Source organism: Nocardioides sp. Root682 (assembly GCF_001427795.1).
Classification (GTDB): Bacteria; Actinomycetota; Actinomycetes; order Propionibacteriales; family Nocardioidaceae; genus Nocardioides.
Genome location: NZ_LMHJ01000003.1, coordinates 536,926 through 554,813 on the forward strand (window position 1 = coordinate 536,926; position 17,888 = coordinate 554,813).

Annotated in this window: 18 protein-coding genes; 13 read left to right on the forward strand and 5 right to left on the reverse strand. The window is 70.8% G+C overall.

Annotated elements, in window-relative coordinates:
* Nucleotides 1-78 precede the first annotated feature (78 nt).
* Nucleotides 79-1,479 carry an HRDC domain-containing protein gene (locus ASD84_RS24840; protein ID WP_082573771.1) on the reverse strand — a complete coding sequence of 467 codons (1,401 nt, stop codon included), beginning with the start codon at nt 1,477-1,479 and terminating at the stop codon, nt 79-81.
* Entirely contained in the window at nt 1,479-2,093 is a 615-nt protein-coding gene (locus ASD84_RS17835; protein WP_056713302.1) for a DUF3000 domain-containing protein, read from the reverse strand. The genes ASD84_RS24840 and ASD84_RS17835 overlap by 1 nt, the downstream gene beginning before the upstream one ends.
* A 69-nt stretch (nt 2,094-2,162) precedes the next feature.
* Here ASD84_RS17835 and hemE point away from each other — a divergent pair, with 69 nt between their 5' ends.
* Nucleotides 2,163-3,206, forward strand: coding sequence for a uroporphyrinogen decarboxylase (gene hemE, locus ASD84_RS17840; RefSeq protein WP_056713304.1), 1,044 nt, complete (start codon nt 2,163-2,165; stop codon nt 3,204-3,206).
* Here hemE and ASD84_RS17845 read toward each other — a convergent pair.
* Nucleotides 3,191-4,102, reverse strand: coding sequence for an NYN domain-containing protein (locus ASD84_RS17845; protein WP_082573773.1), 912 nt, complete (start codon nt 4,100-4,102; stop codon nt 3,191-3,193). The two genes, hemE and ASD84_RS17845, sit on opposite strands and share 16 nt — an antisense overlap.
* Before the next feature lie 32 nt (nt 4,103-4,134).
* Nucleotides 4,135-5,067, reverse strand: a complete 933-nt coding sequence (locus ASD84_RS17850) for a LysR family transcriptional regulator (protein WP_056713307.1) — start codon at nt 5,065-5,067, stop codon at nt 4,135-4,137.
* Between the two features lie 122 nt (nt 5,068-5,189).
* On the opposite strand from ASD84_RS17850, the gene ASD84_RS17855 reads away from it, so the two are divergent.
* From ASD84_RS17855 to ASD84_RS17880, 6 genes are all read left to right on the forward strand, one after another.
* The gene (locus tag ASD84_RS17855; RefSeq protein ID WP_056713308.1) at nt 5,190-6,455 is read left to right on the forward strand and encodes an acyl-CoA dehydrogenase family protein; all 1,266 of its coding nucleotides are present in this window, start codon (nt 5,190-5,192) and stop codon (nt 6,453-6,455) included.
* Nucleotides 6,456-6,465: 10 nt separating this feature from the next.
* Nucleotides 6,466-7,758, forward strand: a complete 1,293-nt coding sequence (locus ASD84_RS17860) for an acyl-CoA dehydrogenase family protein (RefSeq protein ID WP_082573775.1) — start codon at nt 6,466-6,468, stop codon at nt 7,756-7,758.
* A gap of 121 nt (nt 7,759-7,879) precedes the next feature.
* Complete coding sequence (gene sfnG, locus ASD84_RS17865) at nt 7,880-9,001, forward strand: dimethylsulfone monooxygenase SfnG (protein ID WP_056713310.1); 1,122 nt, start codon at nt 7,880-7,882, stop codon at nt 8,999-9,001.
* A complete protein-coding gene (locus ASD84_RS17870; protein ID WP_082573777.1) occupies nt 9,001-10,245 on the forward strand; it encodes an SfnB family sulfur acquisition oxidoreductase in 1,245 nt (414 codons plus the stop codon). The genes sfnG and ASD84_RS17870 overlap by 1 nt, the downstream gene beginning before the upstream one ends.
* 9 nt (nt 10,246-10,254) lie before the next feature.
* The gene (locus ASD84_RS17875; RefSeq protein WP_056713312.1) at nt 10,255-11,418 is read left to right on the forward strand and encodes an LLM class flavin-dependent oxidoreductase; all 1,164 of its coding nucleotides are present in this window, start codon (nt 10,255-10,257) and stop codon (nt 11,416-11,418) included.
* The gene (locus ASD84_RS17880; RefSeq protein ID WP_056713319.1) at nt 11,415-11,915 is read left to right on the forward strand and encodes an NAD(P)H-dependent oxidoreductase; all 501 of its coding nucleotides are present in this window, start codon (nt 11,415-11,417) and stop codon (nt 11,913-11,915) included. The genes ASD84_RS17875 and ASD84_RS17880 overlap by 4 nt, the downstream gene beginning before the upstream one ends.
* On the opposite strand, the gene ASD84_RS17885 is transcribed toward ASD84_RS17880, so the two are convergent.
* Nucleotides 11,887-12,822 carry a DUF4349 domain-containing protein gene (locus ASD84_RS17885; RefSeq protein WP_056713322.1) on the reverse strand — a complete coding sequence of 312 codons (936 nt, stop codon included), beginning with the start codon at nt 12,820-12,822 and terminating at the stop codon, nt 11,887-11,889. The two genes, ASD84_RS17880 and ASD84_RS17885, sit on opposite strands and share 29 nt — an antisense overlap.
* Nucleotides 12,823-12,892: 70 nt before the next feature.
* Between ASD84_RS17885 and ASD84_RS17890 the strand changes: the two genes are divergently transcribed.
* The 6 genes from ASD84_RS17890 (at nt 12,893) to aztD (ending at nt 17,886) form a co-directional block, all read left to right on the forward strand.
* Nucleotides 12,893-14,236, forward strand: a complete 1,344-nt coding sequence (locus ASD84_RS17890; protein WP_056714857.1) for a protoporphyrinogen/coproporphyrinogen oxidase — start codon at nt 12,893-12,895, stop codon at nt 14,234-14,236.
* A gap of 64 nt (nt 14,237-14,300) precedes the next feature.
* On the forward strand, nt 14,301-15,026 hold the full coding sequence (gene hemQ, locus ASD84_RS17895; protein WP_056713324.1) for a hydrogen peroxide-dependent heme synthase: 726 nt from the start codon (nt 14,301-14,303) through the stop codon (nt 15,024-15,026).
* Between the two features lie 172 nt (nt 15,027-15,198).
* Entirely contained in the window at nt 15,199-15,741 is a 543-nt protein-coding gene (locus tag ASD84_RS17900) for a cysteine dioxygenase (protein ID WP_056713326.1), read from the forward strand.
* The gene (locus ASD84_RS17905; RefSeq protein ID WP_235531164.1) at nt 15,738-16,175 is read left to right on the forward strand and encodes a rhodanese-like domain-containing protein; all 438 of its coding nucleotides are present in this window, start codon (nt 15,738-15,740) and stop codon (nt 16,173-16,175) included. Before ASD84_RS17900 ends, ASD84_RS17905 begins: the two co-directional genes overlap by 4 nt.
* Nucleotides 16,176-16,204: 29 nt before the next feature.
* Nucleotides 16,205-16,606, forward strand: a complete 402-nt coding sequence (msrB, locus tag ASD84_RS17910) for a peptide-methionine (R)-S-oxide reductase MsrB (RefSeq protein WP_056713328.1) — start codon at nt 16,205-16,207, stop codon at nt 16,604-16,606.
* Nucleotides 16,607-16,656: 50 nt separating this feature from the next.
* Nucleotides 16,657-17,886: a zinc metallochaperone AztD gene (aztD, locus tag ASD84_RS17915; protein ID WP_200954631.1), complete on the forward strand. Its 1,230-nt coding sequence runs from the start codon at nt 16,657-16,659 to the stop codon at nt 17,884-17,886.
* Nucleotides 17,887-17,888 lie beyond the last annotated feature (2 nt).

The window sequence follows — 17,888 nt, forward strand, 5'->3', positions numbered from 1 at the left end:
GACGACGCCGGTCCTCACGGACCTGCAGGAGCTCCTGCAGGCCATCGACGAGAAGTCGCGGACGCTGCTGGACCCGGACTACGAACCGTCGGACGGTGCCTCGGACGACCCGTCGGCCACGTCTTCCTCGGGCACCCCTGCGGGCACGCCGTCGGGTGCGTCGGGCACGGCCTCGGACGGCGCGACCGACGACCGATCGCGCAACTGACGCTTCCACTCGTCGGCGTCCAGGACGGCGCTCGACAGGGCCGGTGCGGTCAGGCCGATCTGCCAGCTGCGGGCGCCCAGGGCGCGGAGCTGGTCGATCACGGCCTCGAGCAGCTCAACGGGTTCACGGCTGTGCGGCGGCGTCCACATGACCCGGCGCAGGTGGTCGGGGGTGAGCAGGTTCTCCAGCGGGAGGTCCTGCTCCACGGCGATGGCGCCGATCGCGGCGCGGGCGAGCTCGAGGCGGCGGGCGGCCACCGGGTCCTTGTCGCCCCAGGCACGTGGTGCGGGAGGTCCATCACCATGGGTGACCCGGGTGGGCAGCTCGTCCTCGGGGAGTGCCGCGGCCTTCTGGAGCGCCTCGAGCCACTCGTTGGCGTAGCGCGAGGCGCCGCGTCCGTGGAAGCCCGAGGTCGACATCAGTCCGCCACGGGTGGTCGGCATGGCGGTGGCGGCGGCGACGATCGCGGCGTCGGGGATCAGGCGCCCGGGGGTGACGTCGCGCTCCTGCGCCAGCTTGTCGCGTGCCTCCCACAGGGCGCGCACCGCGCCGAGGGTACGACGCCCGCGGACCTTGTGCAGCCCGCTGGTCCGGCGCCAGGCATCCACCCGCACGGTCGGCGTGAAGCTGAGCAGGTTGTCGAACTCCTGGCGCGCCCAGTCGGCCTTGCCGGTCTCCTCGAGCTCGGCTGCGAGGATGTTGCGCAGCTCGACCAGCACCTCGACGTCCAGGGCGGCGTACTCCAGCCAGGACTCGGGCAGCGGACGGGTGGACCAGTCGACGGCGGAGTGCTCCTTGAGCAGCTGGCGCTCGAGCAGGGTCTCCACGAGGGTGGCGAGGCCGACCCGCGGATAGTTGAGCAGCCGGCCGGCGAGCTCGGTGTCGAAGAGGACGGTCGGTCGCAGACCCACCTCGGCCAGGCAGGCGAGGTCCTGGGTCGCCGCGTGCAGGATCCACTCCTCGTCGCCGATCGCCTCGGCGAGCAGGTCGAGGTTCTCGAACGCGATGGGGTCGATCAGGCCGATGCCGGAGCCTTCGCGCTTGACCTGGATCAGGTACGCGCGGCTGGAGTAGCGATAGCCGGACGCGCGCTCGGCGTCGATCGCCACGGGGCCGGTGCCGGCGGCAATGCTGGCGCAGTAGACCTCGAGCGCGGGGACGGTGTCGATGACCGGCGGCAGGCCGCCGGCGAGACGGAGCAGCTCGACCGGCGGTGCAGTCTCTGCTTCCTCCGGCGTGCCGTCAGGTGCTTCGGTTGGCTGATCAGCCATCAGACGGTGCCGCCCCGCTGGCCGCGACGCGACGGCATCACGGCCACCCCGTCCGGCACCGGTTCCAGGCCACCAGCGGTGCACATCAGCTCGCCCCACGCCTCGGCGTGCGAGGCGAGGTCGGTCGGGTCGATCGGCGTCCACGAAGCCCGGATCTCGAGCTGGGCGTTGCCCGGCTCGCCGGCCATGGAGCCGTAGCTCTCGGTGGCGACCCGGGTGACGGTGCCGGACTCGGCGACGTGTTCGGCACCGTGGGCCTCGAGCGCGTCGGTCAGCCAGGTCCAGCCCACGTCGGTGAGCAGGGGATCGGTGGCCAGGTCGTGATCGATCTCGGCCCGGCAGTAGGCGACGCAGCGGAAGGTGCCCTCCCAGGCGTCGTTGCCGGCGGGGTCGTGGAGCACCACGAGGCGACCGGTGGCCACCTCCTCGTCGTCGACGGTCACGTCGGCCGACAGCGCGGTGGCGTACGGCGCGATCCGCTGGGGTGCCGGCATCTCCTCGCAGAACACTTCGGAGCGGAAGTTCGCCGCCCGGAGGCTGTCGACGGCAGCGGTGAACTCGCGGGGTGTGCCGGCAGCGCCGGACCCCGGGTTCGACTCCTGGCGAGCGACCATGGGGTCAGACTAGGGCGAAGGTCCCCGATCGATGTGCGTCCCACGCCGTCGACCTGAGACGCTGGCCTCGTGACGACCCTCCATGACTCGGCCTTTCTCAAGGCGGCCCGCGGCGAAACCGTCCCGCACACGCCCGTGTGGTTCATGCGCCAGGCCGGCCGCTCGCTCCCCGAGTACCTCAAGCTGCGCGAGGGCATCGCGATGCTCGACTCCTGCGCCGACCCCGAGCTGATCGTCGAGATCACGCTCCAGCCCGTGCGCCGGTACGGCGTCGATGCCGCGATCTTCTTCTCCGACATCGTGCTGCCGCTCAAGGCGGTCGGCGTCGACCTCGACATCGTGCCCGGCGTCGGGCCTGTCGTGGCGAACCCGGTGCGCACACTCGCCGACGTGGACGCGATCCCGGACCTCACTGCGGACCAGATCCCGTACATCACGGCTGCGGTGCAGGGCCTGGTCGGCGAGCTCGCCGGCATCAACGGCGGCACCCCGCTGATCGGGTTCGCGGGCGCTCCGTTCACCGTGGCGTCGTACCTCGTCGAGGGCGGGCCCTCGAAGGAGCACGCCAAGACCAAGGCCCTCATGTTCGGTGCCCCCGAGGTGTGGGACGCGCTGATGCGCAAGATCTCGGGCATCTCGGCCGCGTTCCTCGAGACGCAGGTCGCGGCCGGTGCCTCGGCGGTGCAGCTGTTCGACTCGTGGGCCGGCGCGCTCACGCCGGGCGACTACGTCCGCCACGTCCAGCCGCACTCGGCCCGGGTCCTCGAGCAGGTCGGCAAGCTCGGCGTCCCGCGCATCCACTTCGGCGTCGGTACGACGAACCTGCTCGACCTGATGGGCGAGGCCGGTGCCGACGTCGTCGGTGTCGACTGGCGCACCCCGCTGGACCGGGCGATCCCGATGGTGGGCGACCGGGCGGTGCAGGGCAACCTCGACCCGACCCTGGTGTTCGCGCCGACCGAGGTGATGACGGCGCGAGCCGCCGAGGTCATCGAAGCCGGCCGCGCGGCGCGCGGCCACATCTTCAACCTCGGCCACGGCGTCATCCCGAGCACCGACCCCGACCAGCTCGCGCGGCTGACCGAGTTCGTGCAGTCCTACCCGCTGGGCTGAGCCTTCTTCGCGGCGCGCTTCCGCGTGGTCGTGGTGACCACCGGCCTGGTGGACTTCATCTCGGCAACCGGCGCTTCCGCGGCGGTCTCCTGGGGCGCAGCGCTCGGTGCCGGCTCCTTCTTCGCGCTCGCCTTCGGTGCTGTGCTCTTCCGTGCAGCGACCTTCTTCGCGGGTGCCTTGCCCTTCTGGCTGACCTTCGTGCCGCTGCCGGAGCCGGTGACGGTCAGGAAGGGTTGGGCCTCGACCAGCGAGAGCAGCTTCGGGAAGCCGTACAGGCGGGGGTCGAAGGACGGGCTCGCCGTACGCAGGTAGTTGCCGAGCGCACCCAGGTTGACCCAGCCGTCCTCGTCGGAGGCGTTGTTGATCCCGCGCACCAGCAGGCTCTGCAGGTTCGGGAGCGGCGGGTCGTCCGGTGTGTCGCCGCTGGCGTCGACGGGCTCGGCCGGGCTGCCGGTCTGCGCCTCCTTGCCGAGCACCTCGAGGTAGATGAAGGTGTCGCATGCCGCGACCAGTGACTGGGGCGTCTTGCGCAGGCCCAGTCCGTAGACGGTCATGCCCGACTCCCGGATCCGGGTGGCCAGTCGCGTGAAGTCGCTGTCGCTCGACACCAGGGCGAACGCGTCGAGGTTGCCGCTGTAGAGCAGGTCCATCGCGTCGATGATGAGCGCGGAGTCGGTCGAGTTCTTGCCCGTCGTGTACGCGAACTGCTGCACCGGGACGATCGCGTGCTGGTTGAGCTCGGTCTTCCAGCCACCGAGCTGCGGGGTCGTCCAGTCGCCGTACGCGCGCTTGACCGTCGAGACGCCGTACTTCGCCAGCTCCTCGAGCAGTGCGCTTGCGTGCTTCGGCGAGGTGTTGTCCGCGTCGATGAGTACGGCGATCCGGGTGGCGGTCATGCGGCCATCATGTCCGAGGCCCTTGGCCCCGCTCAGGACGCCGCGCCTGCCGCCTTCTCGTTGGCGGTGCGGTACGCCGTCGCGCGGGCGACCAGCGCACTCTGCAGCTCCCGCACCGGCAACGGCTGCTGGAGGGTCTTGCGCTGGCGCAGCTGCAGGGTCACGAACGTCTGCTCGCCGACGATGGGACGGGTCTCGATGAGGCCGACCCGGTGCAGCGGGTCGCCGTGCACCGAGTAGTCCGGGAGCACGGTGACCCCGATGCCCTCGGCCACCAGCGCCTTGCCCATCTCGGCGCCGTCGGTGCTGTGGGCAGCCGGCGGGACCTCGGGGCCGAAGGCACGGTGGACGTAGCGGTGCATGACGTAGCCCGCGCGCATCATCACGAAGCGCTCGAGGCGGAGCTCCTCGATCGTCACCTGCGGTCGGGCGGTGAGCTTGTGACCTGCGGGGAGGACGGCGACCGGTCGGCCCACGAGCAGGTCGATCCCGTCGAGGCCGATGGGTGCGTCGTCGCCGTCGAGCACGTTGACCAGGCCCAGGTCGAGGGTGCCCTCGGCCAGCGCCTCGTCGATCTGCGCCTGTTGCATGGTGAGCACCTCCACCGTCGTACCGGGGTGGCGCTCCTGGAAGACGCGCACCGCGGGCACCAGCAGGGTTGAGGTCGCGGCGTGGACCGTGCCGACCCGGATCACGCGGGTGTCCGTGCGCTGGTCGCCGGCGGCGACGCGGAGCCGGTCGACGGCGGCAAGGACCTCGGTCATGTAGGGCAGCAGCTCACGGCCCTCGCGACTGATCCGGGCGCCCGAGCGGCGGCGGTCGAGGAGGGTGACGCGCAGCTCGCGCTCGAGCTTGGTGAGCGCTTCGCTCAGCGCGGGCTGGGAGAGGTGGAGCTTCTCGCTCGCGCGGCGGAGTGAGCCGTGCTGGGTCACGGCGGCGAGGTACTCCAGCTGTTCGATGCGCATGGGCGCTGCCTTTCACATCCATCGGTGACGCCGAGGGCGGGACTACTTGCCGCTGACCCAAAGTCAAGTAAGTTGGTAAACAAACAGTAACACGATCCGTCGATCCCGAGGAGTCCTCTTCCATGACCGCTGAACTCACCGCCCACTCCGGCACCGCTGCTGGTGGGTGGACCGACCGTCCGTCGACCGCCGAAGGCTGGCTCGAGCGCGCCCGTCAGGTGGCGACCACGCTCGCTGCCGACGCGGTCGAGCGCGACCGGGCCCTGGCCGTACCGACAGCGGAGGTCCAGCTGCTCAAGGACTCCGGCCTGGTCACCCTGCTCGGACCGGTCGAGCACGGCGGGGGCGGCCAGGACTGGACGACCGCCCTGCGCGTGATCCGCGCCGTGAGCGCAGGTGACGGTTCGATCGGCCAGCTGATCGGCTACCACTACCTGTGGTTCTGGGCGGTGCGCCTGGTCGGCACGCCCGAGCAGGTCGCGGCGGTCGAGGAGCAGGCCACCAGGGACGCCTGGTTCTTCGGTGGCGCGGTCAATCCGCGTGACGCCGACCTGACGATCACGCTGGAGACGGGACCGGACGGATCCGAGGAGCTCGTGTTCCGTGGCGAGAAGAGCTTCTCGACCGGTGGCCGGGTCTCCGACGTGACCGTGCTCGAGGGCATCCTGGAAGGGACCGAGAAGCACGTCTTCGCGATCGTCCCGACCGACCAGCCGGCCATCGTCTTCAAGGGCGACTGGGACAGCCTCGGCCAGCGCCTGACCGAGAGCGGCGGCGTGTCGATCGACGGCGTGCGGGTGCCGTGGGCGGCCGCTGCCGGCTACGTCGAGACCGAGCAGGGCTGGGAGTTCCAGCCGCGGGTCTACAACACCCTCAACGTGCCGCTGATCCAGATCATCTTCGCCAACATCTACGTCGGTGTCGCCGAGGGTGCCCTCGCCACCGCGGCCACGTACACCCGCGAGAAGACGCGTCCGTGGCCCTACACGCCCGACCTCAAGGAGTCCGCGACCCAGGAGTTCTACATCCTCGAGGCGTACGGCGACCTGCGCTCGAAGCTGTGGGCAGCCGAAGCGCTGGTCGAGCGGGCCGCCACGCTCATCGAGGCGATCAACGCCCACCCCGACACGGTGACCGAGCAGGAGCGCGGTGAGGCCGAGGTCGTCATCGCCGCTGCCAAGCAGGTCGCGATCGACACGGGTCTCGAGGTCGGCACCCGCGTGTACGACGTCACCGGGGCCCGCGCGACGGCCAGCTCCGTCGGGCTCGACATCTTCTGGCGCAACATCCGAACCCATAGCCTCCACGACCCGGTGGCCCACAAGCGCGCCGAGGTCGGGCGGTACGCCCTTCTCGGCGAGCTGCCGGCTCCGTCCTGGTACACGTGAGGACGCGCCGATGACGATCATTGAGCGCACCGACCGCACCCTTCCCGACGTCACCGCGGACCTCGTCCGCGGGCTCGACCGCCCGACACTGCGCACGCCGTTGCTCGACGAGCTGCGAGCGTCGTACCGACCGCTCTTCGAGGAGATCGGCGAGGGCGCGCTCCAGCGCGAGGTCGACGACGTGCTGCCCGACCAGGAGGTGGGCCGCCTCAAGGCGGCCGGCTTCGGTGCGCTCCGCGTGCCGGTCGAGTACGGCGGCCGCGGGGCCTCGATTCCCGAGCTCACGCAGCTCTGGATCGACCTCGCGGCCGCGGACTCCAACCTGCCGCAGGCACTGCGCGGACATGCTGCCCTCGTCGAGGACCGGCTCTGGCAGCACGCCCGGGGCCGGGACCAGCAGGTGTGGTTCGACCGCTTCGTCGCGGGCGAGATCGCCGGCAACGCCTGGTCGGAGGTGGGGGCGACCTCGATCGACACCCAGGCGACGGTGCTGACCGGTCAGCCCGACGGCAGCTACCTGTTGACGGGCAGCAAGTTCTACACGACCGGGACGGTCTACGCGGAGTGGGCGGACGTCTACGTGCGACGTGAGGTGCCCGGTCGCGAAGCGGACTTCGCGATCGCGCTCGTGGACACCCGGACGCCCCAGGTCACGGTCAGCGACGACTGGGACGGGTTCGGCCAGCGCGGCACGGGCAGCGGGACCACGACGTTCGACGCAGCGCTGGTTCCGGCCGAGGACGTGCTGCCGTTCGGTGAGCGTTTCGTCCACCAGACGGCGCTCTACCAGCTGAACCTGCTGGCGGTGCTGAGCGGGATCGGCAAGGCCGCGCTCCGGGAGTTCATCGGTCAGGTGCAGGGGCGCGAGCGCAACTACTCGCACGCCAACGCGGGTCGGGTGCGTGACGACGCGCAGGTGCTCGCCCGGATCGGCGAGGCCGCGGCGGCGGTCCATGCCGCAGAGGCGGTGACCATCCGGACGGCGACCGCCGTGCAGGAGGTGGCCGACCTGCCGCCGGGGGCGGACGTCGAGATCGCCATCGCCAACGAGGTGGCCGAGCTCGAGTCGTCGGCCGCCCAGGTGGCGGTCACCGACCTGATCCTGACGGCGACGACCAACCTGTTCGACACCCTGGGTGCCTCGGGGACGTCCCGGGCCCGGGGGCTGGACCGCCACTGGCGCAACGCGCGGACGGTCGCCTCGCACAACCCGCGGATCCTCAAGGCGCGGGTCGTGGGCGCCCATCTGGTCAACGGCACCCCGCCGCCGTACGCCTGGGCGATCGGTCGCACGGTGCGGTGACAGGCGCTGCCTGTCGCGGGGTCGCCGGTTCCAAGGAGCCGGCGACCCCTTCTGGCTTGCGTTCCCGGCCCTGTCCGCTAATGTCTATTGAACTACTCGACTTAACCACGGAGACCTCACCATGACTTCCCAGCCCTTTGACCGCGAAGCCTTTGCCGAGCCGCTGAAGTTCGCCTACTGGGTCCCCAACGTCAGTGGGGGACTGGTGGTCAGCAAGATCGAGCAGCGCACCGACTGGGGCTACGACTACAACGTCGAGCTCGCGCGCCTGGCCGAGAACAACGGCTTCGAGTTCGCGCTCTCGCAGGTGCGCTACATCGCCTCCTACGGCGCGGCCTACCAGCACGAGTCGACGGCGATCAGCCTCGCGCTGACGCTGGCGACCGAACGGCTCAAGGTGATCGCCGCGATCCACCCCGGGCTGTGGCAGCCGGGTGTCCTCGCCAAGTGGATCGCGACGGCCGACCAGATCACGAACGGGCGGCTCGCCATCAACGTCGTCAGTGGCTGGTTCAAGGACGAGTTCACCAAGCTGGGCGAGCCGTGGCTCGAGCACGGCGAGCGCTACCGCCGCTCCGAGGAGTTCATCCGCTACGTGCGGGAGATCTGGACCTCGGACCACGCCGAGTTCAACGGCGACTTCTACAACCTCCACGACTTCGACCTGAAGCCGAAGCCGGTCGTCCGCGAGGGCCGCCCCCACCCGGAGATCTTCCAGGGCGGCAACTCGACCGACGCGCGGGGCATGGCCGGCCGCGTCTCCGACTGGTACTTCGCCAACGGCAACACCCCCGACGGGATCTCCGAGCAGATCCGCGACGTCACCGACGTGGCCACCGTCCACGGCCGCACCGTGAAGTTCGGCGTCAACGGCTTCTTCATCGGCCGCGACACCGAGGCCGAGGCGCGCGACGTGCTCCGCGAGATCATCGACAAGGCCGACCGCGAAGCGGTCGAGGGCTTCGGCGGCGCCGTACGACAGGCCGGCCAGAGCACGGGTGACAAGAAGGGCATGTGGCAGGACTCCGAGTTCGCCGACCTGGTGCAGTACAACGACGGCTTCCGGACCGGACTGATCGGCACGCCCGAACAGATCGCGACCCGGATGATCGAGTACAAGCGCCGTGGGGTGAACCTGCTGCTGCTCGGCTTCCTCCACTACCTCGAGGACGTGGAGTACTTCGGTCGCGAGGTGCTCCCGATCGTCCGTGAGCTCGAGGCCGCGGAGCTCGAGCGCGTCTGATGACCGCGACCCACCCGTTGGTCGAGGAGGTTGCGCAGCAACCGTCTCGAGACCCCCACACGGCGATCTCGGCGATTGCGGAAGCACACACCCTGGCAGCCCGCTTCGCGGAGGGCTCGTCCCTCCGCGACCGCGAACGGATCCTCCCGGTCGCGGAGGTGGACGCCCTGTCGGCGTCCGGGCTGCTCGCCCTCACCGTTCCGGTCGAGTACGGCGGCCCGGGGCTCGGCGCCGCCGTGCTGGCCGAGGTCGTGCGACTGGTCGCCACCGGCGACCCCAACATCGCGCAGATCCCGCACAGCCACTTCGTCTACGTCAACGCGGTGCTCGAGCAGGGCACCGAGGAGCAGAAGAGGTTCCTGCTGGGCGAGGTGGTGGCCGGCAAGCGGTTCGGCAACGCCCAGTCCGAGATCGGTTCGAAGCACGTCCGCGACCACGCGACGACGCTGCGCCGTGACGCGGCGGTCAACGGGGACTGGGTGCTCGACGGAGAGAAGGGCTACTGCACGGGAGCCCTGTTCGCCCACTGGATCCCGGTGCTCGCGCACCTCGGCGAGGGCGGACCGCTGCACGTCGCCTGGGTCGAACGGCACGCCGACGGGGTGACGGTGATCGACGACTGGAACGGACTCGGGCAGCGCACGACCGCCAGCGGCACCGTCCGCCTCGCCGGCGTACGGGTCGCGGCCGACCGGATCACGCCGTACCACCTGACCTTCGAACGGCCCCAGGCCTACGGCTCGTTCGCCCAGCTCCTGCACGCCGCCATCGACGCGGGCATCGCGCGCGCTGCCCTGCGTGACGCGGCGACATTCGTCACCACCCGGAGCCGGCCGTACCCCGATGCGATCGCGCTCTACGACGTCGACGGTGCCGCCGAGGACCCACTGATCGTGCGCGCCTTCGGGGAGATCGAGCTGCAGGTGCGCGGCGCCGAGGCGCTCCTGGCCGAGGCCGGGCGCGCCGTCGACCGGGCCCGTGCGGACCTGACGGCCGAGTCCGCCGCCGAAGCCAGTCTCGCGGTGGCTGCGGCCCGGGCCGCCACCACGGCGGCCTCTCTCGAGGCGTCGAGCCGGCTCTTCGAGGTCGCCGGCACCCGCTCCGCGCTGGCCTCGGACAACCTCGACCGGCACTGGCGCAACGCCCGCACCCACACGCTCCACGACCCCGCAGCCTGGAAGGTCCAGCACCTCGGTCGGTTCGCGATCGACGGCACCCTTCCGCCGCTCCACGGCCAGATCTAGAGGATTCGCATGTCCCTGAAGTTCCACTGGTTCCTGCCCACCAACGGTGGCGACGGACGCCACGTCGTCGGTGGCGGCCACGGCGTCAACCCCGGTCAGGCCGGTCGCCCTGCCGACGTCGCCTACCTCACCCAGGTCGCCCGCGCCGCGGAGGACAACGGCTTCGAGGCCGCCCTCACGCCCACCGGTGCCTGGTGCGAGGACGCGTGGCTGAGCACGGCCATGTTGAGCCAGACCACGGACCGGTTGAAGTTCCTCGTGGCGTTCCGCCCGGGGGTCGTCGCGCCGTACCTCGCCGCCCAGATGGCCGGCACGTTCCAGAACCTCAGCGGCGGCCGACTGCTGCTCAACGTCGTGACCGGCGGGGAGAGCCACGAGCAGCGGATGTACGGCGACTTCCTCGACAAGGACGCGCGCTACGAGCGCTGCGGCGAGTTCCTCCAGATCGTCCGACGGCTGTGGACAGGGGAGGTCGTCGACTTCGCTGGCGAGCACCTCTCGGTCGAGAGCGCCCAGCTCGCGCAGATCCCGAACCCCGTCCCCGACATCTACTTCGGCGGGTCCTCGCCGGCCGCCGGCAAGGTGGCGGCCGAGCACGCCGACGTCTACCTGACCTGGGGCGAGCCGCCGGACGCCGTCGCGGAGAAGATCGCCTGGATCCGGGAGCTCGCAGCAGCGGCAGGCCGCGGACCCGACCACCGTCCGATCCGCTTCGGGATCCGGATGCACGTGATCACCCGCGACACCGCCGAGGAGGCGTGGGCCGAGGCCGACCGGCTGTTGCAGGGGATCGACCCGGCGTCCATCAAGCGGGTCCAGGACGGCCTGCGGCGCAGTGAGTCCGAGGGCCAGCGCCGGATGCTCGACCTGCACAGCGGCAGCACCGCGGACCTCGAGATCCACCCGAATGTCTGGGCCGGTGTCGGCCTGGTGCGCGGCGGTGCCGGCACCGCCCTGGTCGGCAGCCACGAGCAGGTCGCCGACCGGATCGCGGAGTACGCCGACCTCGGGATCGACGAGTTCGTGCTCTCTGCCTACCCGCACCTCGAGGGTGCCTACTGGTTCGGCGAAGGGGTGCTGCCGATCCTCGCCGAGCGCGGCCTGTGGAAGTACGACGGTCCGCAGCGCCTCCACAGTGCGGCCGTGCCCTTCGCGTCGGTGGGTTCGCGATGAGCGCGCCGCGCACGGCCGTCGTGGCCGGCAACCCGCGTCCGGCCAGTCGCACTCTCGACGCCGCCCTGCTCCTGCACCGCGAGCTGGTCGGTGCCGAGCCGGAGCTCGTGGTCGACCTCGCCACCATCGGCGCCGGCCTCCTCGACTGGAGCGACCCGACGGTCCAGGACCTGGTGACCGCCGTGGGTCAGGCGGACCTGGTGGTCGTCGCGTGCCCGACGTACAAGGCGACGTACACGGGGCTGCTGAAGCTGTTCCTGGATCGGTTCGCGGTCGGTCAGCTGTCCGGCATCGCCGTTCCGCTGATGCTCGGCGGCGGGCCGGCGCATGCGCTGGCGCCCGACGTGGGCCTGGCGCCGCTGCTCCTGCACCTCGGGGCCGTCGTGCCGGGAGGCCTCTACGTCCTCGACAAGCAGTACGACGACCCCGCGGCCTACGAGCAGTGGCTCGACCGGTCGCGACCGTTGATCAGGCGGTTGCTCGCGTCCGCCGCTTGATCAGGATCCGCGCGGGAATGCCGACCAGCGCCAGCAGGAGCAGCCACGGGATGGCGAAACCGACGACGGTGAGGACGGCACCGAAGCCGGTGACGAAGCTGTCCCAGCCGTCGCTCAGGCCGCCGATGAACCCGTCGGCGGTGTCCTCCTCGGGCTCGTCGGACTCGTCGTCGGGCTGCTGGACGTAGACGTTGATCGTGGACTGGCTGGTCTGGTCGGCGAGGTAGGTCTGCCGCGCGAGCAGGGCATCGAGCTCGGCCTGACGCGAGCTCAGCTGGCTCTCGATCGTGACGATCTGCTCGAGGCTCTCGGCCCGCGCCAGCAGCGCCTCGATGCGCGACACGCTCTTGCGCTGGGCCCGGATCCGCGCCTCGACGTCGACCACCTCGGTGGACACGTCCTGACCCGACGACGTCGAGCTGGTCAGCGTGGCGATCCCTTCGAGATCCAGGGTCGCGTCGGCGAAGCGGGCGCTCGGCACCCGGAAGACCAGGCGGGCCGACGTGACCTCGCCCTTCTCGCCCGTCGTCGTCTCCTGCTCGGCGAGCGTGCCCTGGTACTTGTCGATGACCTTGCGGACCTCGGTGCGCGCGTCGCCGACGTCCTTGGCCTCCAGCGAGACGGTGCCGGTGGAGATCACCGACGGCCCCGCGATCTCCAGCTGCTTCCCGGCCTCCGCGTCGGGCGCCGTCGCGGCCGCGTCCTGGAGGTCTGCGTCCGCCCGGCTGCCGTCGGGTGCGTCGGGTGCGGCGGGCGCCTCAGCGACCGCTCCGGCGTCATCGCGGCTGGCCTTGGTGTCGGACATGGCGCTGTCGCCGTCCCCCGACCCCGCGCAACCAGCCGTCGCGGCGATGGCGGCCACTGCCGCGATGGCGAGCAGGAATCGGGTGCGGGGTGTCTTCGTCATGGCGGTACGACGTGCGGCCGTCCCGGACGGTTCCGCCGAGCTCCGTGCGCGCCTCTGGCAGGCTGGGCGCGTGAGTCGAGCAGTGGTGGTCGGTGCAGGGGTGGCCGGGTTGACCGCCGCCCGTGATCTCGCGGAGGCCGGCCACGACGTACTCATCCTCGAGGCGACCGATCGCTCCGGCGGCAAGCTGCGGGCGGGCGAGGTCGCTGGTGTCACGGTCGACGTCGGCGCCGAGGCGATGCTGCACCGCCGCCCCGAGGGGACCGCGCTCGCAACAGGGCTCGGACTGCCGATCACGCACCCCACCGCTGCAACCTCTCGGGTCTGGACCCGCGACGCCTTGCGGCCGCTGCCCCGCACCTTGATGGGCGCTCCGCTGGACCTGGACCAGCTCGAGGCGTCCGGGATCCTCTCGGCCGAGGGCATCCGCGACGCGCGCCACCAGCGCGTCCAGCAACCCCACGGGGACGTCTCCGTCGGCGAGCTCGTTGCCAGCCGCTTCGGCAGCGAGGTCGTGGACCGTCTCGTCGAACCCCTGCTCGGCGGCGTGTACGCCGGCCAGGCCCACCGCATCTCGGCACGGTCGGCGATCCCGCAGCTCGTCGACCTGATCGCCCGTCCCGAGTTCACGCTCCCGACCCCACCGGCCGACGCACCGCCCGTCTTCGCCAGCGTGGATGGCGGCATGTGGCGTCTGCCCGCTGCGCTCGAGGCGGACCTCCGCGACCGGCCGGGCGTCGAGGTCCGCCACGGAGTGACGGTCACCGCGGTCCGTCGTACTGGCTCAGGGTTCGTGGTGACCGCCGCCAGCGGCGACGAGACTGCCGACCTCCTCGTGCTCGCCACGCCCGCGGCGCCGACTGCCCGTCTGGTCGTCGACCTGGCGCCGGCGGCGGCGGAGGAGCTGCGCCAGATCGGCTACGCCTCGGTCGCCCTCGTCACGCTGGCCTTCCGCGCCGATGACTCCGGTGTGACCGAGTCCCTCGACATCGGGGCTTCCGGCTTCCTGGTCCCTCCGGTCGACGATCGCGCGATCAAGGCGTCGACGTTCTCCTTCGCGAAGTGGGACTGGGTGCGGGCTGCCGGGGAGGGCCTCCTGGTGCTCCGCACCTCGCTGGGCCGCTTCGGCGAGGAGGCGACGCTGCAGGTGCCCGACGAAGACCTGGTCAAGGCGTCCCTCGCCGACCTGGCCGCCGCCACGGGAATCACCGCCCCGCCCGTTGACGCCGTCGTCCAGCGCTGGGGTGGCGGACTGCCCCAGTACTGGGTCGGTCACCTCGAGCGGGTCACCCGCATCCGCGCCTCGGTCGCCGAGGTCCCCGGACTCGCCCTCTGCGGCGCGGCGTACGACGGCGTCGGCATCCCCGCCACCATCGGCTCCGCTCACCGCGCCATCGCCGACCTGCTCGCATGACCCGCGAAGTGCGCTGGTTGGGGGCGCGAAGTGCGGCAGATGGGGGCGCGGCACAATGGATGCCATGTCCGACCCGCAGGAACACATCAAGACCAACGCAGCGAAGATCAACGAGCTCAACGAGCTGATCCGCTACACGATGTGGTCGGTGTTCCGCCTCGACCGCACGATCGGTGACGACGACGTCGCGCGCAAGGGCGAGGCCGCCGAGGTCGAGGCCCTCATCGCCGAGCTGGCCGAGGACGACGTCGTGGTCCGCGGTGTGTACGACGTCGCGGGCCTGCGTGCCGACGCCGATGTCATGGTCTGGTGGCACGCCGAGTCGAGCGACCAGCTCCAGGCTGCGTACCACCGGCTGCGTCGCACCGCCTTCGGGTCGCGCCTGGCTCCCGTGTGGTCGCAGATGGCGCTGCACCGGCCGGCGGAGTTCAACCGCAGCCACCTGCCGGCGTTCCTCGCCGACGAGCGCGTGCACGACTACGTCTCGGTCTACCCGTTCGTGCGTTCCTACGAGTGGTACCTCCTCGACGACGCCGAGCGCCGCAGCCTGCTCGCCGAGCACGGCAAGATGGCGCGCGGCTACCCCGACGTCCGCGCCAACACGGTGCCCAGCTTCGCCCTCGGCGACTACGAGTGGATCCTGGCGTTCGAGGCCGACGACCTGTCCCGGATCGTCGACCTGATGCGGCACCTGCGCGGCTCCGAGACCCGCCGCCACGTGCGCGAAGAGGTGCCGTTCTACACCGGCCGTCGCGTCGACGTCACGGACCTCATCGCTCGCCTGCCGTGACGCGCTTGCGCGGCCGGTGATCGAGGAGGTTGCGGGTCTCGAGACGGTTGCTGCGCAACCTCCTCGACCACCGGAGCATCGAGATCTTTGCAAAGTGCATTGACTTAGTGCACTATAGGAACATGCCCGACCGCACTGCAGCCATGACCGTCACCTCGCGTGACGCGCTGTCGTGTTGTCGCTGTTGTTGATCGCCCTCATCCCCGATCCCGACAGTCGCGTCCCGCCCACGAAGGCGGTCGACGCCGTTCCGAGAGACATCCCGATGACCCAGCTCGCTGTTCTTTCCCTGCTCGACATCGTGCGGGAGTACGCCGCCGACCCCGACCTGAACTACCTGCTCGACCCCGACCGGCCGGAGCGGTCGTGGCTGCGCATCCACGCCGCCGAGGAGTACGAGGTCTGGCTGATCTCGTGGCCGCCGGGCGCGTCCACCGACTGGCACGACCACGGGTCGTCGTGCGGCGCCTTCACGGTCCTCCAGGGCTCGCTCGTCGAGCACACCTTCGACGGCGGTCTCCAGCTGGTCGACCTCGAGCCCGGCGACGCGAAGGCGTTCGGCGCCGGCTACGCCCACGACGTCCGCAACGAGTCGGACCTGCCGGCGTTGTCGCTGCACGTCTACTCGCCGAGACTGTCCACCATGACCCGCTTCCGCTTCCGTGGTGACCGGCTCGAGGTGCTCGGCGTCGAGCGCGCGGGGGAGGAGTGGTGACCGCGCTCGCCGAGGTCACCCCCCACGTCCAGCAGGGCGTCCAGCAGTACGACGGCATCGACGCGATGCTCGACGACGCCCGCTCCCGGCTCGCCCGGATCAGCGCCCGGGCCGCCTTCCAGGAGCTGGTCACCGGTGACGCGCTCCTGGTCGACATCCGGCCCGCCGCCCAACGCGCCGCTGAGGGCGAGGTCGCGTCCTGGCTGCCGTTGCGCGTCATCGAGCGCAACGTGCTCGAGTGGCGCTTCGACCCGCGCAGCGACGCGCGGATCCCGGAGGCGTCGTACGACCGTCGGGTGATCGTGCTGTGCCAGGAGGGCTACACGTCCTCGCTCGCGGCCGACGCGTTGCAGCGACTCGGCATCCGCAACGCCACCGATGTGGTCGGGGGCTTTGCGGCCTGGCGGGCCGCAGGGATGCCCGTTTCCGGTTGACTGCCTCGCTCGCTGGGTACGCTCATTGCATGGCATACGAGGTGGAGAAGACCGACGAGGAGTGGAAGGCCCAGCTCTCTCGCGAGGAGTACCAGGTCCTGCGCAAGGCGGGCACCGAACGGGCGTTCACTGGTGAGTACACCGACACCGAGACCAAGGGCGTCTATCGCTGCAAGGCGTGTCAGGCGACGTTGTTCGAGTCGGACACCAAGTTCCACTCGGGCTGTGGCTGGCCGAGCTTCTACCAGCCGATCAGCGACACGATCGAGTACGTCGACGACTCGACCCTGGGAATGAAGCGCACCGAGGTGCGCTGCGCCAACTGCGGCTCGCACCTGGGGCACGTCTTCCCCGACGGCTACGGCACCCCGACCGGCGACCGGTACTGCATCAACTCGGTCAGCCTGACCCTGGAGCCCAAGGACGGCTGAGAGCCGCGCCGGCTTGACGAGCACTGAACTTGCACATGAGAATCATTCTCATGTTGATCAAGTCCAGTGCTCTCGCACTCCTGTCCACCCTCGCCCTCGTCGGTTGCGGAACCGAGGAATCCACCTCCCGCTCCCGTGACGACGCCCCCGCCACCGACGCCTCCGCGACGGAGGTCAAGGCCCCTGCGCCGCGGTTGGCCATGACGTACGACGGCGGGGTGGCGGTCCTCGATGCGGCCACCGGTGAGGTGCTGCTCGAGGAGGAGATCGACGGCTTCCTCCGGCTCAACCCCGCCGGGGACGACCGCCACCTCTTCGTGTCCGCGGCCGGCGGTCTGACCGCGCTCGACCTCGGGGCGTGGACCGACGACCACGGCGACCACGGCCACTCGTGGACCACCGACCCGCGACTGACCGACTTCACGATCGCCGCGGAGGAGCCCGGGCATGTCGTGCCGCACCACGGACGCACGACCGTCTTCGATGACGGCACCGGCATCGTCACGGCCTTCGACCCCGCTGACCTCGCCGCGCTGGAGGACGGCGAACCGGCCCTGGACACGTGGACCCTCGACGAGGCCCACCACGGCGTCGCCGTGCAGGACGGACACGGCAACCTCATCCACACGGTCGGCGACGCCGAGGCGCGCAGCGGCATCCGCCTGGTCACGGCCGCGGGCAACGAGCTGGCCTCCTCCGACCAGTGTCCCGGTGTCCACGGCGAGGCGTTCGCGGGCGATGTCGCGCTCTTCGGGTGCGAGGACGGAGTGCTGGTGGTGGACGGGCGCCGGATCACCAAGATCGACTCGCCTGACTCCTACGGCCGGATCGGCAACCAGGCCGGGCACGAGGACTCGCCGTACGTCCTGGGTGACTACAAGGTCGACCGGGACGCGGAGCTGGAACGCCCGACCCGGGTGTCGGTGATCGACACCCGCAACGCGTCGCTGCGCCTGGTGGACCTGCCGGCCAGCTACAGCTTCCGTTCGCTGGCTCGGACGCCGGACGGGGACGCCCTGGTCCTCGGTACCGACGGCCGCCTCCACGTGATCGACCCGGCATCGGCCCGGATCACGGCATCGATCCCGGTGACCAAGGCGTGGCGTGAGCCGACCGACTGGCACGAGGCTCGCCCGACGGTGCAGGTGATCGGTGAGGTCGTCTACGTCACCGAGCCGGTGACGAGGCAGATCCACGTGATCGACCTGGCAACCCGCAAGGTCGAACGCAGCATCGACGTGGCGCACACGCCCAACGAACTCAGCGGTGTCGCGGGCTGACC